Consider the following 14,909-nt stretch of genomic DNA (forward strand, 5'->3'; position numbering starts at 1 on the left):
GGAGCGGGCGTCATCGCCCGTCCATCGCGCACCATTTTTGACGAAAACGCGCGACTCGCGCCGTCTCACCAGTTCGAAGGATCCCATGAGCCTCCAATGCGGCATCGTCGGCTTGCCCAACGTCGGCAAGTCCACCCTCTTCAATGCGTTGACCAAGGCGGGCATTGCCGCCGAGAACTATCCGTTCTGCACCATCGAGCCGAACGTCGGCGTGGTCGAAGTGCCGGATGCGCGTCTCCAGGCGCTCGCCGACATCGTCAAGCCCGAGCGCATCCTGCCGGCCGTGGTCGAGTTCGTCGATATCGCCGGACTGGTCGCAGGGGCGTCGAAGGGCGAAGGCCTCGGCAACCAGTTTCTCGCCAACATCCGCGAAACCGACGCCATCACGCACGTCGTGCGCTGCTTCGACGATGAGAACGTGATCCACGTCGCGGGCAAGATCGATCCGATCGCGGACATCGAAGTCATCAACACGGAACTCGCGCTCGCGGACCTGTCGACCGTGGAGAAGGCGCAGTCGCGCTATTCGAAGGCCGCCAAGTCGGGCAACGACAAGGAAGCGATCAAGCTCGTCGCCGTGCTCGAAAAGGTGCGCGCGCAACTCGACCAGGCGAAGCCCGTGCGCGGCCTCTCGCTGAGCGACGAAGAGTTGCTGCTCATCAAGCCGTTCTGCCTGATCACGTCGAAGCCGACCATGTACGTCGCCAACGTGAAGGACGACGGCTTCGAGAACAACCCGTATCTCGACGCAGTGCGCAAGCACGCCGAGGCCGAGCATGCGCCGGTGGTCGCGGTGTGCGCGGCGATCGAGGCGGAAATCGCCGATCTCGACGACGCCGACAAGACCGACTTCCTCGCCGACATGGGCATGACCGAGCCGGGCCTGAACCGCGTGATCCGCGCCGGCTTCAAGCTGCTCGGCTTGCAGACGTACTTCACGGCAGGCGTGAAGGAAGTGCGCGCGTGGACCATCCATATCGGCGACACGGCGCCGCAGGCGGCGGGCGCGATCCATACGGATTTCGAACGCGGCTTCATCCGTGCCCAGACCATTTCCTTCGATGACTACGTCGCCTTCAAGGGCGAGCAAGGCGCCAAGGAAGCCGGCAAGATGCGCGCGGAAGGCAAGGAATATGTCGTGCATGACGGGGATGTCATGAATTTCCTGTTCAACGTGTAAATCGTCAAAAAGCGTCAAACCACCTTGCCTCACGAAGCGGAGTCCCCGATAAAAGGGACTCCGTTTTTTTTTCGACCGCGACGAAGCACGACAGCGAAAAAACGAAGAAACGAACGAGGCAGCCCCAGCCTGCGCCACGCATCTGCGCCACCCACAACAACAAGCAGAGAAAAACAATGAAGAAGAGACACTTCCCCGCCCGCATCTACGCCGCCTGGCTCATCGCCGCCAGCCTCATCTGGACGCCGGCCGCCTTCGCCTACCAGAATCTCCCCTACCCGCAGCAACCCGACGAATCCGATCTCGACAGCCACGGCCACTACACCAACCGCGACGGCGACACCGTTCACGCGCCCGCGCGCTCCCGTTCCGGCAACGTGCCCGCCGGCGCCACCGCCCAGTGCCGCGACGGTTCCTACAGTTTCAGCCGGCATCACAGCGGCACCTGCTCGCGTCACGGCGGCGTCGCGCGCTGGCAATAGCGGATCGCCTCGCGAAGTACAATGACGCTTCAGCCCGCCGCGCACCGCGCGCGGGCGGCGCCACCTTCCCGCGCCGCCGGATAGCATCGGCTGCCGCACCGCACGCGCGCGGCAGCCGCACTTCTCACCAGACGACCACCCAAGACATCCACATGGCCCAATACGTCTTCACCATGAACCGCGTCGGCAAGATCGTGCCGCCGAAGCGTCAGATCCTGAAAGACATTTCCCTGTCGTTCTTCCCGGGCGCGAAGATCGGCCTGCTCGGCCTGAACGGTTCCGGCAAGTCCACGCTGATCCGCATCATGGCGGGCGTCGACCGCGACATCGAAGGCGAAGCCACGCCGATGCCCAACCTCAACATCGGCTATCTGCCGCAGGAGCCGCAACTGGATCCGCAGCAGACCGTGCGCGAAGCGGTCGAGGAAGGTCTCGGCGACGTCTTCCAGGCGCAGAAGAAGCTCGATGAAATCTACGCCGCCTACGCCGAACCCGACGCCGACTTCGACCAGCTCGCCGCCGAACAGGCGAAGTACGAAGCCATCCTCTCGACCAGCGACGGCGGCAGCCCCGAGCAGCAGCTCGAAGTCGCCGCCGACGCACTGCGCCTGCCGGCCTGGGACGCGAAGATCGAACATCTGTCGGGCGGCGAGAAGCGCCGCGTCGCGCTCTGCAAGCTGCTGCTGCAAAAGCCCGACATGCTGCTGCTCGACGAACCGACCAACCACCTCGACGCCGAATCCGTCGAATGGCTCGAGCAGTTCCTGACGCGCTATCCCGGCACCGTCGTCGCGGTGACCCACGACCGCTACTTCCTCGACAACGCCGCCGAGTGGATTCTCGAACTCGACCGCGGCCACGGCATCCCGTGGAAGGGCAACTATTCGAGCTGGCTCGACCAGAAGGAAGACCGCCTGAAGCAGGAAGAATCCAGCGAATCCGCGCGTCAGAAGGCCATCAAGAAAGAACTCGAATGGGTGCGCCAGAACCCGAAAGGCCGTCAGGCGAAGTCGAAGGCGCGTATCGCCCGCTTCGAGGAACTCAATAGCCAGGAATACCAGAAGCGCAACGAAACGCAGGAAATCTTCATTCCGGTCGGCGACCGTCTCGGCAATGAAGTCATCGAGTTCAAGAACGTCAGCAAGTCCTATGGCGACCGCCTGCTGATCGACGACCTGAGCATGAAGATTCCGGCGGGCGCGATCGTCGGCATCATCGGGCCGAACGGCGCCGGCAAGTCCACGCTGTTCCGCATGCTGACCGGCAAGGAGCAGCCGGATTCGGGCGAAATCGTCAAGGGTCCGACCGTCAGGCTCGCCTACGTCGACCAGAGCCGCGACGCGCTCGGCGGCGACAAGACCGTGTTCGAGGAAATCTCGGGCGGCGCGGATGTCCTGACCGTCGGCAAGTACGAAACGCCGTCGCGCGCGTATATCGGCCGCTTCAACTTCAAGGGCAGCGACCAGCAGAAGATCGTCGGCAACCTGTCGGGCGGCGAACGCGGACGCCTGCATCTGGCGAAGACGCTGATCGCCGGCGGCAACGTGCTGCTGCTCGACGAACCGTCGAACGATCTCGACGTCGAAACGCTGCGCGCGCTCGAAGACGCGCTGCTCGAATTCGCCGGCTCCGTCATGGTGATCTCGCACGATCGCTGGTTCCTCGACCGCATCGCGACGCACATCCTGGCGTTCGAAGGCGACTCGCACGTCGAGTTCTTCGACGGCAACTATCAGGAATACGAGGCCGACAAGCGCAAGCGTCTCGGCGAGGAAGCCGCCAAGCCGAAGCGCCTGCGCTACAAGCCGATCACGCGCTAAGCCCGCAGCGCCGCCCGCGCGCTTGTGCGGGCGCGCGCACCGACATCCGGCGCGAAAGTGGCGACTGTGGGGGACGCGGTCGCCAGTCTTTTTTGTCAGACAAGACTACACAGCGCGGCGACTTTTCAGCAGGACTTCCGGGAGACACACGCAGATGGCGGGATCGGGCGCGCGGCGGGGAGCGCTTTGGGCAGTCGGGATCATCGTGGCGCTCGTCGTCGTGGCGATCGGCGGATGGCTGTTCGTCGTGCATCAGATGAAAGAGCGGATTCTCGAGACGCTCGGTCCAAACGGGTCGGTCGAGGAAATCGACGTGGATTTCGGCCACGTGACGCTGTCACGCGTGCGCCTGCGCGGCCCGAAAGACTGGCCCACCGGCGACGCGATGCGCGCCGAACGCATCGTGCTCGACGTCGACATGCGCTCGCTCATCACGCGCCCCATCCACCTGCGCAGTGTGAGCGTCGACAACTACTATCTGTCGATCGTCCGTTCCGCCAATGGCCGCGTGCGCATCCTGCCCGGTCTGAAGGAAACCGCCCGCGCCGCCGACGCAAAGTCGGACAACAGTCAGGCCGACGAGCACGCGCAAGAGGAAAAAGTCATCGACCGAGTCTCGTTCGAGCGCGGCTCGATGGAGTTCTTCGACAGCTCCGTGCAGAACCCGCCGTATCGCGTGCTGATCGGCGATGCGCGCGCGACCATCGATCGTCTTCACCTGCCTGCGCTCAACGAGCGCACCGACCTGTCCATGTCCGGCTCGATCAAGGGTCCGCAGCATACCGGCACGGTGTCGTGGGGCGGCTGGATGGTCATTGCGAGCAAGGATTCGCAGACGCGCGCGACACTGCGTTCCGTCGATGTCCAGACGCTCGATCCGTATCTCTTGAAGAAGGCGGGCGCGCGCGCGGCGGTGACGGGCGGCACCATCGACATGACCGTGGATGCCACCGTGAAGGACAACCGCATTCACGCACCCGGCTCGCTGGTGTTGAATCATCTGCAGATCAGCGACTCGGGCAATCCGCTCGACACCTTTCTCTCGATCCCGACCAAGGCCGCCATCGCCGCGCTGAAAGACCGCAAGGAGCAGATCAAGCTCGATTTCGTGCTCGACGGCGATCTGCGCGATCCGAAGTTCTCGCTGAGCGAAAGCCTCTCGAAGAAGCTGACGGCGGGTTTCGCGAAGGCGCTCGGCGTGAGCGTGGAAGGCGTCGCGAAGGGCACGGGTGATACCGTGCGGGGAATCGGCAACGCGCTGAAGAACCTCTTGGGGCAGTAGCGCGCTTCGCTTCGTTCGATCAGAACGCCAGCTTCAACGCCCGCAATTGCGCTTCCGTGCTTGATGCGTCCGTATGGTGAATGCCATGCCAGCCGAGCGCGGTCGCGGCCTGCGCGTTGTGGAGGTTGTCGTCGATGAAGACGAGTTCGGACGGCTGCACGCCCGGCAGATGCTTTTCGATTTCGTCGAACATCAGCGCGAAGATGCGCGGATCGGGCTTCACCCGCCCGACGCGCCCCGACACGACCACTTCGCGAAACCGGCGCAGCACGTCGAAACGCTCCCATGCATAAGGAAAGGTTTCCGCCGACCAGTTGGTGAGCCCGAACAGCGGCACGTCCGCGCGCTCCAGCCGCTCCATCAGCGCGACGCCCTCGTCCAGCACGCCCGCCACCATCTCGGGCCAACGCGCGTAAAAGGCGCGAATCAACGCTTCATGGCCGGGATGAAGCGCGATCAGCTCGGCCGTGCCCGCTTCAATGGTCTGGCCGCCGTCCTGCTGCACGACCCATTCCATCTTGCAGACGTTGTCGAGAAACCAGCGGCGCTCACTTTCGTCGGGGATCAGCTGCTGGTACAGATAATCCCGATTCCAGTCGATCAGCACGCCGCCGAAATCGAACACGACTGCCTGGATGGCCATGGTCCGACGCTCCCTTTGGTCATATGGCTTGAGTGCGGGCCTCGAGCCACGCCAGCGCCGCGCCCGACACTTGCGGCGACACGCGCCTGCGCACCGTCTCGTGATAGGCATTGAGCCACGCGCGTTCATCCTCGCGCAGCAAGGACAGGTCGATACAGCGCGTATCGATCGGACACAGGGTCAGCGTCTCGAACTCGAGGAAATCGCCGAACTCGGTCTTCCCGGCGGCGCGGTTCATCGCGAGATTCTCGATGCGGATGCCCCACTTGCCCGGCCGGTAAAGCCCCGGCTCGATCGACGTGATCATGCCCTCTTCCATCGCCGTCCACGGTTCGGCGGGCGCGTAGTGGGAAATGACCTGCGGACCTTCGTGCACGTTCAGGAAGTAGCCGACGCCGTGGCCCGTCCCATGGCCGTAGTCCGCGCCCGCTTCCCAGATCGGCGCGCGCGCGATCGAATCGAGCATCGGCGAGCGGATGCCGCGCGGAAAGCGTGCGCGCGAAAGCGCCATCGTGCCCTTCAGCACGACCGTGAAGTCGCGCTTGTGTTCCGCCGTGATCTCGCCGACCGGCACGACCCGCGTGATATCGGTCGTGCCGCTCAGGTACTGGCCGCCCGAATCGATCAGCAACAGCCCGTTGCCCTCGATCACCGCGTGCGAGGCCTCGGTTGCGCGGTAATGCGGCATGGCGCCGTTGGCATTGAAGCCCGCGATCGTGCCGAACGACAGCGTGACGAAGCCCGGCCGGCGCGCGCGCGCCGCCGTCAGCTTTTCGTCGATGGTGAGTTCCGTGATGCGCTCGCGGCCCAGCGCGCCCTCGAACCATGCGAAGAATTCGGCGAGTGCGGCGCCGTCCTGCTCCATCGTCGCGCGGACGTGCTCGGCTTCGGCCGCGGTCTTGCGCGACTTCGCGAAGGTCGACGGATTCACTGCCTCGACAATCGTGACCGTCGACGGCGCCTTCTCCAGCAAGCCATGCGTGATGCGGCGCGGATCGATCAGCAGCGTCGCGCCCGCGGGCAACGCGCCCAGCGCGCCGGGCGCGTCCGCATACGGCGCGACGCGCACGTGGTCGCGCGCGAGCGATTGCTGCAACGCTTCCGGCACTTTGCCGTCGGCGACGAAGAGCGTCGCGTCATCGGCGCCGATCAGCGCATGCGCGACGAACACCGGGTTGTAGCTCACATCGCCGCCGCGCAGGTTGAAGATCCAGGCGAGATCGTCGAGCGTGGACACGAAATGCCACTGAGCGCCTTTCGCGCGCATCGACTCGCGCAATTGCGCCAGCTTGTCGGCGCGCGCGACGCTCGCATGCGGCGCCGCGTGTTCGTAGACGGGTGCATCGGGCAGGCCCGGACGCGCGGGCCAGACGGCCTCGAGCAGATCGAGATCCGTGCGCAGCACGATGCCGCGTGCGTCGAGCGCATCGGCCAGCGCGCGCGACGCCGCGACGCCGAGCACGGTTCCGTCCACCGCCACGGTCTCGCCCTCCGGCACGTGCTCCGCGAGCCATTCGACATGCGGCGCGCTCTGCTGACCGGCCATCATCTTTATCAGCACGATGCCGGTTCCGGCCAGTTGGGCTTCGGCCTGCGTCCAGTAGCGGCTGTCGACCCAGACGCCCGCGAAATCCGCGGTCACGACCAGCGTGCCGACCGAACCCGTAAAGCCGGAAAGCCACTGACGTCCCTGCCAGCGTTCCGGCAGATATTCGGAGAGATGCGGATCGGCGGACGGAATGAGTACGGCGGCGAGATGGTCGAGCGCCATCTGGCGGCGCAGCGCGTCGATGCGGCGCGCAAACGTGGACGGCTCGGGAATAGCGGAATCTGCAATGCGATCGTTCATGGGGTCACCTGCTTCGAAACGTGCTTGAAAGCCCTTTGGCGCTTCAGAGGGCGCGACGGGCAGCGAGGATCGCCCGCTGTCCGCCGGGAAAGAAATCAGCGGCGCGCCGCCAGTCCGACGGTGAACGTCACGACGAGCAACGCGAAGACCGCGCACGCGAGCCATTCGAGCGTGTCGCCGTCGTGATAAAGATCGACGATGTTGCCGAGCATGCGCGCCACGATGCTCGCCAGTATGCCAGCCGCAACCGCCGTCCAGATCCGTCCCGCCGGTCCGCGGCCGACGCGTCCCGCGCGCCGCAGCGGATGCAGCCACCAGCTCGCGGCGCCGATCACCGCACCCAGGAAGATCAGTCCGAGCCAGCCCATCAGCGGCCGTGCTCCATGGCAAGCGCCGGGCGGCCGCGTGAGACAGGGGGAGAGTCGAACATGCGCGATCCGGGGTCTTCGAAAGTGGAAGGCTGAGTTTAGGGGCCGGATTTGGCGAAGGCAAGACTACGGACTGACGGGCAAAAAGCGGGAAAAGACCGTTCGTGCGTCGATCAGCCGCGTCGGGCCGCACATGCCTCTCAGACCGCGCCAGCCAATACCCGCAAGGCTTTCAGCCGGTTTGGACCGCGTGCGCGTCAAATAGCCCCTATAAATGAAGATTCACGCGAAACGCTATAATATTGGGCTATTGAAAGGCCATCGGCTTAGGCCAAGAGCATCGTTAAAACAATGCAGCTCCTCACGATCGGAATCAATCATCACACTGCGCCAGTCGCCTTGCGCGAACGCGTGGCGTTTCCGCTCGAACAGCTCAAGCCCGCCCTGGGCGCGCTGAAAGACATCTGGCTCGGTCCGCTCGCGAAGGTTTCGCCCGAAGCGGCCATCCTGTCGACCTGCAATCGCACCGAACTCTACTGCGCCACCGACGACTCCGCCGCCCGCGAAGCCGCCATCGAATGGCTGTCGAAGTATCACGCCATCCCGGTTCCCGAACTCGCGCCGCACGTGTACGCGCTGCCGCAATCGGAAGCCGTGCGCCACGCCTTCCGCGTCGCCTCGGGCCTCGACTCGATGGTGCTCGGCGAAACCCAGATCGTCGGACAGATGAAGGATGCGGTGCGCACGGCCTCGGAAGCCGGCGCGCTCGGCACCTATCTGAACCAGCTGTTCCAGCGCACCTTCGCGGTCGCGAAGGAAGTGCGCACGACCACGGAAATCGGCGCGCAGTCGGTGTCCATGGCCGCCGCCGCCGTGCGCCTCGCGCAGCGCATCTTCGAGAACATCTCCGGCCAGCGCGTGCTGTTCATCGGCGCGGGCGAGATGATCGAGCTGTGCGCCACCCATTTCGCCGCGCAGAATCCGCGTGAACTGGTGGTCGCGAACCGCACCGCCGAACGCGGCGAGAAGCTCGCCGGCCGCTTCAACGGCCGCGCCATTCCGCTGTCCGACCTGCCCGCGCGCATGCACGAGTTCGACATCATCGTGTCGTGCACGGCGTCGACGCTGCCCATCATCGGACTGGGCGCGGTCGAGCGCGCCGTGCGCGCGCGCCGTCACCGGCCCATTTTCATGGTCGACCTGGCCGTGCCGCGCGACATCGAACCGGAAATCGGCAACCTGCACGACGTATTCCTCTACACCGTCGACGACCTCGGCGCCATCGTGCGCGAAGGCAATGCATCGCGTCAGGCGGCGGTGGCGCAGGCGGAATCGATCATCGAAACGCGGGTGCAGAATTTCATGCAATGGCTGGATGCGCGCAGCATCGTGCCGGTCATCCGCCACATGCACACGCAGGCCGACGCATTGCGCCGCGCCGAAGTGGAACGCGCCCGCAAGATGCTGTCGCGCGGCGACGACCCCGCGGCCGTGCTCGAAGCGCTGTCGCAGGCGCTCACCAACAAGCTGATCCACGGTCCCACGCACGCGCTCAATCGCGCGAGCAGCGAGGAACGCAGCCAGCTCATCGACCTGATGAGCGGCTTCTACCGCCACGGCGACAAGGCCGATTCGTCGGACCGTTAGCGGCTCCATCTTTGCTATTCTCCAAGGCCGCGCGCCGCCAGCGCCGGCTTCCTGATCGCAGTCATTCCCGGCGCCCGCCGCGCCAACTCCGCACGATGAAAACGAGCATGCAAAGCAAGCTCGACCAGCTCGCCAGACGGCAGGTCGATCTCAATGAACTGTTGAGCCGTGAGGACGTCACGTCCGACATGGACCAATATCGCAAGCTCACGCGCGAGCACGCGGAAATCAGCCCGATCGTCGATCAATACGCGCTCTGGCGGCAGGCGCTCACCGATGAAGCCACGGCGCAGGAACTGCTCGCCGATCCGTCGATGCGCGATTTCGCCGAGGAGGAGATCGGCGAGGCGCGCGAGCGCATGGCAACCATCGAAGGCGATCTGCAGACCATGCTGCTGCCGAAGGACCCCAACGACGAGCGCAACATTTTCATCGAAATCCGTGCGGGCGCGGGTGGCGATGAATCGGCGCTGTTCGCGGGCGACCTGTTGCGCATGTATCTGCGTTACGCCGAGCGCAACCGCTGGAGCGCCGAGACGATGTCGGAGAGCGTGTCTGATCTCGGCGGCTACAAGGAAGTGATCGTGCGCATCGCCGGACAGGGCGCGTATTCGCGGCTCAAGTTCGAATCGGGCGGGCATCGCGTGCAGCGCGTGCCGGCGACCGAAACGCAAGGCCGCATCCACACTTCGGCGTGTACCGTCGCCGTGATGCCGGAAGCCGATGAAATCAGCGAAGTCGTGATCAATCCGGCCGATCTGCGCATCGATACGTTCCGCGCGTCGGGCGCGGGCGGGCAGCACATCAACAAGACCGATTCGGCCGTGCGCGTCACGCACTTGCCGACCGGCATCGTCGTCGAATGCCAGGACGACCGCTCGCAGCACAAGAACAAGGACCGCGCGCTGAAGGTGCTGGCCGCGCGCATCAAGGACAAGCAGTATCACGAGCAGCACGCCAAGGAAGCGGCGACGCGCAAGAGTTTGATCGGCTCGGGCGACCGCTCGGAACGCATCCGCACCTACAACTTCCCGCAAGGACGCATGACGGATCACCGGATCAACCTGACGCTCTACAAGCTCGAATACATCATGGACGGCGATATCGACGAGCTGATCGGCGCGCTCGTCTCCGAGCATCAGGCGGAATTGCTGGCGGCGCTCGGGGAAGCGGAGTGAGCACTGCGGCCGACGTGCTGCGTGCGTCCGGACTGCCGCCGCTCGACGCGCGCGTGCTGCTGATGCACGTGCTCGGCTGGCGCCGCACGGAACTCATCACGCGCGATCAGGAACCGCTCGATGACGCGTCCGTCGCGCACTTCGAGGCGCTCGTCGCGCGCCGTCTGAATGGCGAGCCCATCGCGCAGCTGGTCGGCAGGCGCGAATTCTTCGGCCTCGACTTCGAGGTCACGCCCGACGTGCTGATTCCGCGTCCGGAAACCGAATTGCTGGTGGAAACCGTGCTCGGCATCATTGCCGGCACGCCGAACCCGCGCGTGCTCGATCTGGGCACGGGCAGCGGCGCGATCGCGGTGTCGCTGGCACACGCGCGGCCCGATGTGAAGGTGTGGGCCGTGGATCGCTCGCCGGCCGCGCTCGACGTCGCGCGCTCAAATGCCGTGCGTTTGCTCGACGCCGCGCGCGCGGGCGGTCCGGTTACCTTCGTCGCAAGCGACTGGACGGCGAACCTCGAACCGTCGCTGCTGTTCGAGGCGATCGTCAGCAATCCGCCCTATATCGCGAGCAGCGATCCGCATCTCGAACAAGGCGACCTGCGCTTTGAACCGCGCGGCGCGCTGACCGACGAATCCGACGGTTTGTCGGCGATTCGCGAGATTGTCGAAAAAGCGCCGTTCTTGCTCGCGGTGAACGGCACGCTGTGGCTTGAGCATGGCTACGATCAGGCTGACGCCGTGCGGCGTCTCCTGCAGGCGCGCGGCTTCAGTGACGTGCATTCGCTGCGCGATCTCGCCGGCATCGAGCGCTGCACGGGCGGCGTTTTCACGGCCTGAAGCGCCGGACGTCGTCAGCTCTCAAAAGCGAAATCCGCTATCATTTCAACCATCAGTCCCCCGACTTTCACGCGCAGGAACGCCATGGATACGCAAGAACATATCAAGCAGATCGTCGAATCGAATCCCGTCGTGCTTTTCATGAAGGGCACGGCGCAATTCCCGATGTGCGGCTTCTCGGGCCGCGCCATCCAGGTCCTGAAGGCCTGCGGCGTCGACAAGATCACCACCGTCAACGTGCTCGAAGACGACGCCGTCCGTCAGGGCATCAAGCAGTTCTCCAACTGGCCGACCATTCCGCAGCTGTACGTGAACGGCGAGTTCATCGGCGGCTCGGACATCATGATGGAGATGTATCAGTCGGGCGAACTGCAGCAGCTCTTCGCCGCCGCCTGAGTCCCACTCGCCCGCCGATGCCAACCAGCCTGCCCGCCCCGCAGCGACGCCTGATCGTCGCAATCACCGGGGCGACAGGCGCCATCTACGGCGTGCGTTTGCTCGACATGCTGCGCCGCCTGGGCGGCGTCGAGACGCATCTGCTCGTCTCCAGCGCCGGCTGGCTCAATATCCAGCACGAACTCGATCTCGACCGCGCCGCCGTCCACGCGCGGGCGGATGTCGTACACAGCGTGCGCGATGTCGGCGCGAGCATCGCTTCCGGCTCCTTCGCCACCGACGGCATGGTGGTCGCGCCCTGCTCGATGCGCACACTCGGCAGCATCGCGCACGGTCTCTCTGACAATCTGATTACCCGCGCCGCCGATGTCGTCCTCAAGGAACGGCGCCGACTCGTACTGCTTGTGCGGGAAACGCCGTTCAACCTCGCGCACCTGCGCAACATGACGTCGGTCACGGAAATGGGCGGCGTGATCTTTCCGCCGTTGCCGGCGTTCTATCAGAAGCCCGCGACGATCGACGAAATGGTGGACCACACCGTGGCGCGCGTCATCGATCTGTTTGGCTTCGGGCAGCCGGTTGCGTCGGCGTGGCAGGGATTGCGCGCAACGCTCGACTAGTGCGTTATTAGCAACAATGGCGACATAATCCGTTGCCTTGCAGAACGTTTATTAACGCCCCGAGCGGCCCTACATTGACGACATAGTCCATAGGAACCTTGCCGTCATGAGCCCGACACCCACCGTCTTCATTTCCCACGGCGCGCCGACGCTGCCGATCGACCCGTCGATGCCTTCCGCCGAATTCGCCTCGCTGAGCGCGACGCTGCCGCGCCCGCGCGCGATCCTGATGCTGTCGGCGCACTGGGGCACCGCGCAGCCGGTTGCGAGCATCGCCGAGCGGCCGGAAACCATCCACGACTTCTACGGATTTCCGCGTGCGCTGTACGACCTGCGCTACCCGGCGCCCGGCGCACCCGATCTGGCGAAGCGCGCCGCCGCCTTGCTCGGCGCGCAGGGCATTCCCGCCGCGACGACCGAACATGGTCTGGATCACGGCGCATGGGTGCCCCTGCTGCTGATGTTCCCGGACGCCGACGTACCGGTCGCACAGCTGTCGATACAGCCGCACCTGGACGCCGCGCATCATTTCGGCATGGGCCGGGCGCTGCGGGATCTGCGCGATGAGGGCGTGATGATCGTCGGTTCCGGCCAGATCACGCACAACCTGCGCATGGCCGATTTCAGCGCGCGTCCCGAAGATGCCGATCCGCGCGTCACCGAATTCACCGACTGGTTCGAGGACCGCATGGCGGCACGCGACATCGACGCGCTGCTCGACTATCGTGCGCGCGCGCCCCATGCGGCGCTGATGCACCCGACGGACGAACATCTGCTGCCGGTGTTCAGCGCGCTCGGTGCCGCCGCGGATGACTACACGCTCGGCATTCAGTCGCTCGGAACCTTCCAGCGCGCGCTGGCGATGACGAACTACGTCTTCTCGGACGCATGATGAAAAAAACCGCCTGAGCAGCCACTCAGGCGGTTTTCTGTCTCGCTACAAGATGCCGGAACGCTCAGGCGCCGACTTCGTGAAGGACGTCGTCGCGGCTTTCGCGCTCGTCGAGATACGCGGTGCGATATCCGGTGTGCACGCCCCAGTAGTAGAACACCAGCGCCAGCACAGCGACTGCGGCCATATCCCAGCCGTACGGCAGCAATCCACTACCCCCAAAATCCTTGCTGCCGATCAGCGACATCACCGCCATGCACGGCAGATACGCCACCAGCCACCACGCAGCCTTGAGATCGCGTCCCCAGCCGGCGAAGCCCGCCTTGGCCTGGAAGTAGAAGTACACCGGCAGCGCGACGACCATCAGCAGAATGATTTCGCCGGTGAGCGGCCACTTCGCCCAGAACAGCACCAGCGACGCGCACACGAACGCGAACGGCGCGACCACGCCCATCATCGGCAGCTTGAGCGGACGCTCGAGGTCCGGAGCCGCGCGGCGCAGCGCCATCAGGCTCACCGGGCCCGTCAGATATGAGATCACCGTCGCCACCGAAATCACCGCGGCCAGCGAGCTCCACCCACGGAAAAAGAACATGAAGATGAACGCGACGAACAGGTTGAACCACATCGCCGGACGCGGCACGCCGTAAAACGGATGCACGTTGCCGAAGATCTTCGGCATCGTGCCGTTGCGCTCCATCGCGTAGATCATGCGGGTGGTCGTCGCCATGTAGGTCGTGCCGGTGCCGCTCGGGCTGACGAAGGCGTCCACATACAGGAGGATGGCAAGCCAGTTCAGGTTGAGCGCCAGCGCCAGTTCCGCAAACGGCGACGCGAAGTTGAAATGCGCCCAGCCCTTCGCGACATCAGCGGGATTCACCGCGCCGATATACGCGATCTGCAGCAGCACGTAGATCACGAGCGCGAGCAGGATCGAGCCGATCACCGCGAACGGCACGCTGCGCGCCGGGTTGCGTGCCTCGCCGGCGAGGTTCACCGGGCTCTGGAAACCGTTGAAGCTGAACACGATGCCGCTGGTCGCGACGGCGGTCAGCACCGCGGGCCAGCCATAAGGCGCGAAAGTCGACGACGTGCCGAAGTTCTCCGGGTGGAATCCGGCGAAGATCAGCCCCGCGATGGTCGCGCCCGGGATGAGGAACTTGAAGACCGTGATCAGCGAGTTCGCACGGGCGAACACCTTCACGCCCCAGTAGTTCAGCATGAAGTAGATGATCACGAGCAACGCCGAGAGACCAATGCCGGTCGGCGTCAGCGACTCGTTGACGAACAGTGCATGCGCCCATTCGTAGGGCCAGGTGCTCATGTACTGGATGGAGGCTTCGGCTTCGATCGGAATCACCGAAACGATCGCGATCCAGTTCGCCCACGCGCTGACGAAACCCACGAGCGCGCCATGCGAATAGCGGGCGTAGCGCACCATGCCGCCGGACTCGGGAAACATGGCGCCCAGTTCGGCATACGTCAACGCGATCGCCAGGATGACGATCGCGCCGATCACCCAGGCGGCGATCGCGGCAGGTCCGGCGATCTTGGCGGCCTTCCATGCCCCGAAGAGCCATCCCGACCCGATGATGGATCCCAGACCGGTCAGCATCAGGGCCATCGGGCCGATGTTTCTCTGTATCGAACTTTTCACTTCTTTTCTCCGTTGTCTCGCGCCGCTCATGCTGCTTGCGGCTTGGCCGGTTTTCGATCGGC

The 14,909-nt window shown here is 64.9% G+C and carries 14 protein-coding genes; 10 read left to right on the forward strand and 4 right to left on the reverse strand.

The genetic code is table 11. The features are described from left to right. The first annotated feature begins 85 nt into the window (after nt 1-85). The 4 genes from ychF to QCE69_RS13070 all read left to right on the forward strand — a co-directional run bounded on the left by ychF (nt 86) and on the right by QCE69_RS13070 (nt 4,764). Nucleotides 86-1,180: a redox-regulated ATPase YchF gene (gene ychF, locus QCE69_RS13055; RefSeq protein ID WP_309918657.1), complete on the forward strand. Its 1,095-nt coding sequence runs from the start codon at nt 86-88 to the stop codon at nt 1,178-1,180. Between the two features lie 176 nt (nt 1,181-1,356). Continuing rightward, entirely contained in the window at nt 1,357-1,662 is a 306-nt protein-coding gene (locus tag QCE69_RS13060) for a DUF3761 domain-containing protein (RefSeq protein WP_309931094.1), read from the forward strand. A gap of 152 nt (nt 1,663-1,814) precedes the next feature. After that, on the forward strand, nt 1,815-3,482 hold the full coding sequence (gene ettA, locus QCE69_RS13065; protein WP_309810097.1) for an energy-dependent translational throttle protein EttA: 1,668 nt from the start codon (nt 1,815-1,817) through the stop codon (nt 3,480-3,482). A 154-nt stretch (nt 3,483-3,636) separates the two neighbouring features. Next, nucleotides 3,637-4,764 (forward strand): DUF748 domain-containing protein, encoded by a 1,128-nt coding sequence (locus QCE69_RS13070; RefSeq protein ID WP_309918663.1) that lies wholly within the window; start codon nt 3,637-3,639, stop codon nt 4,762-4,764. Between the two features lie 19 nt (nt 4,765-4,783). Here the strand turns inward: QCE69_RS13070 and QCE69_RS13075 are convergent, their stop codons facing one another. From QCE69_RS13075 to QCE69_RS13085, 3 genes are all read right to left on the reverse strand, one after another. Further along, the gene (locus QCE69_RS13075) at nt 4,784-5,407 is read right to left on the reverse strand and encodes an HAD-IA family hydrolase (protein ID WP_309931096.1); all 624 of its coding nucleotides are present in this window, start codon (nt 5,405-5,407) and stop codon (nt 4,784-4,786) included. Between the two features lie 19 nt (nt 5,408-5,426). Then, nucleotides 5,427-7,256 carry an aminopeptidase P family protein gene (locus tag QCE69_RS13080; protein ID WP_309931098.1) on the reverse strand — a complete coding sequence of 610 codons (1,830 nt, stop codon included), beginning with the start codon at nt 7,254-7,256 and terminating at the stop codon, nt 5,427-5,429. A gap of 95 nt (nt 7,257-7,351) precedes the next feature. After that, nucleotides 7,352-7,624, reverse strand: a complete 273-nt coding sequence (locus QCE69_RS13085; RefSeq protein ID WP_309918669.1) for a hypothetical protein — start codon at nt 7,622-7,624, stop codon at nt 7,352-7,354. 351 nt (nt 7,625-7,975) lie between these two features. Here QCE69_RS13085 and hemA point away from each other — a divergent pair, with 351 nt between their 5' ends. The 6 genes from hemA (at nt 7,976) to QCE69_RS13115 (ending at nt 13,190) form a co-directional block, all read left to right on the forward strand. After that, nucleotides 7,976-9,271 carry a glutamyl-tRNA reductase gene (gene hemA, locus QCE69_RS13090; RefSeq protein WP_309931100.1) on the forward strand — a complete coding sequence of 432 codons (1,296 nt, stop codon included), beginning with the start codon at nt 7,976-7,978 and terminating at the stop codon, nt 9,269-9,271. A 95-nt stretch (nt 9,272-9,366) separates the two neighbouring features. Beyond that, entirely contained in the window at nt 9,367-10,449 is a 1,083-nt protein-coding gene (gene prfA / locus QCE69_RS13095; RefSeq protein WP_309918675.1) for a peptide chain release factor 1, read from the forward strand. Further along, complete coding sequence (prmC, locus tag QCE69_RS13100) at nt 10,446-11,282, forward strand: peptide chain release factor N(5)-glutamine methyltransferase (RefSeq protein WP_309931102.1); 837 nt, start codon at nt 10,446-10,448, stop codon at nt 11,280-11,282. Before prfA ends, prmC begins: the two co-directional genes overlap by 4 nt. A gap of 84 nt (nt 11,283-11,366) precedes the next feature. Continuing rightward, entirely contained in the window at nt 11,367-11,678 is a 312-nt protein-coding gene (grxD, locus tag QCE69_RS13105) for a Grx4 family monothiol glutaredoxin (RefSeq protein ID WP_309810121.1), read from the forward strand. Between the two features lie 17 nt (nt 11,679-11,695). After that, entirely contained in the window at nt 11,696-12,298 is a 603-nt protein-coding gene (locus QCE69_RS13110) for a UbiX family flavin prenyltransferase (protein ID WP_309918681.1), read from the forward strand. A gap of 106 nt (nt 12,299-12,404) precedes the next feature. After that, nucleotides 12,405-13,190 carry a class III extradiol ring-cleavage dioxygenase gene (locus QCE69_RS13115; RefSeq protein ID WP_309918684.1) on the forward strand — a complete coding sequence of 262 codons (786 nt, stop codon included), beginning with the start codon at nt 12,405-12,407 and terminating at the stop codon, nt 13,188-13,190. 64 nt (nt 13,191-13,254) lie between these two features. On the opposite strand, the gene QCE69_RS13120 is transcribed toward QCE69_RS13115, so the two are convergent. Next, nucleotides 13,255-14,847 carry an APC family permease gene (locus QCE69_RS13120; protein ID WP_309931105.1) on the reverse strand — a complete coding sequence of 531 codons (1,593 nt, stop codon included), beginning with the start codon at nt 14,845-14,847 and terminating at the stop codon, nt 13,255-13,257. Nucleotides 14,848-14,909: the final 62 nt, after the last annotated feature.

The sequence above is a fragment of the Caballeronia sp. LZ032 genome, assembly GCF_031451315.1.
Taxonomy (GTDB): domain Bacteria; phylum Pseudomonadota; class Gammaproteobacteria; order Burkholderiales; family Burkholderiaceae; genus Caballeronia.

Coding starts and splice junctions, on each gene's coding strand:
- QCE69_RS13110 (WP_309918681.1), top strand. CDS start 11,696: ATGCCAACCAGCCTGCCCGCCCCGCAGCGACGCCTGATCGTCGCAATC.
- QCE69_RS13060 (WP_309931094.1), top strand. CDS start 1,357: ATGAAGAAGAGACACTTCCCCGCCCGCATCTACGCCGCCTGGCTCATC.
- prfA (WP_309918675.1), top strand. CDS start 9,367: ATGAAAACGAGCATGCAAAGCAAGCTCGACCAGCTCGCCAGACGGCAG.
- QCE69_RS13115 (WP_309918684.1), top strand. CDS start 12,405: ATGAGCCCGACACCCACCGTCTTCATTTCCCACGGCGCGCCGACGCTG.
- QCE69_RS13075 (WP_309931096.1), bottom strand. CDS start 5,407: ATGGCCATCCAGGCAGTCGTGTTCGATTTCGGCGGCGTGCTGATCGAC.
- ychF (WP_309918657.1), top strand. CDS start 86: ATGAGCCTCCAATGCGGCATCGTCGGCTTGCCCAACGTCGGCAAGTCC.
- ettA (WP_309810097.1), top strand. CDS start 1,815: ATGGCCCAATACGTCTTCACCATGAACCGCGTCGGCAAGATCGTGCCG.
- hemA (WP_309931100.1), top strand. CDS start 7,976: ATGCAGCTCCTCACGATCGGAATCAATCATCACACTGCGCCAGTCGCC.
- grxD (WP_309810121.1), top strand. CDS start 11,367: ATGGATACGCAAGAACATATCAAGCAGATCGTCGAATCGAATCCCGTC.
- QCE69_RS13080 (WP_309931098.1), bottom strand. CDS start 7,256: ATGAACGATCGCATTGCAGATTCCGCTATTCCCGAGCCGTCCACGTTT.
- QCE69_RS13085 (WP_309918669.1), bottom strand. CDS start 7,624: ATGGGCTGGCTCGGACTGATCTTCCTGGGTGCGGTGATCGGCGCCGCG.
- QCE69_RS13070 (WP_309918663.1), top strand. CDS start 3,637: ATGGCGGGATCGGGCGCGCGGCGGGGAGCGCTTTGGGCAGTCGGGATC.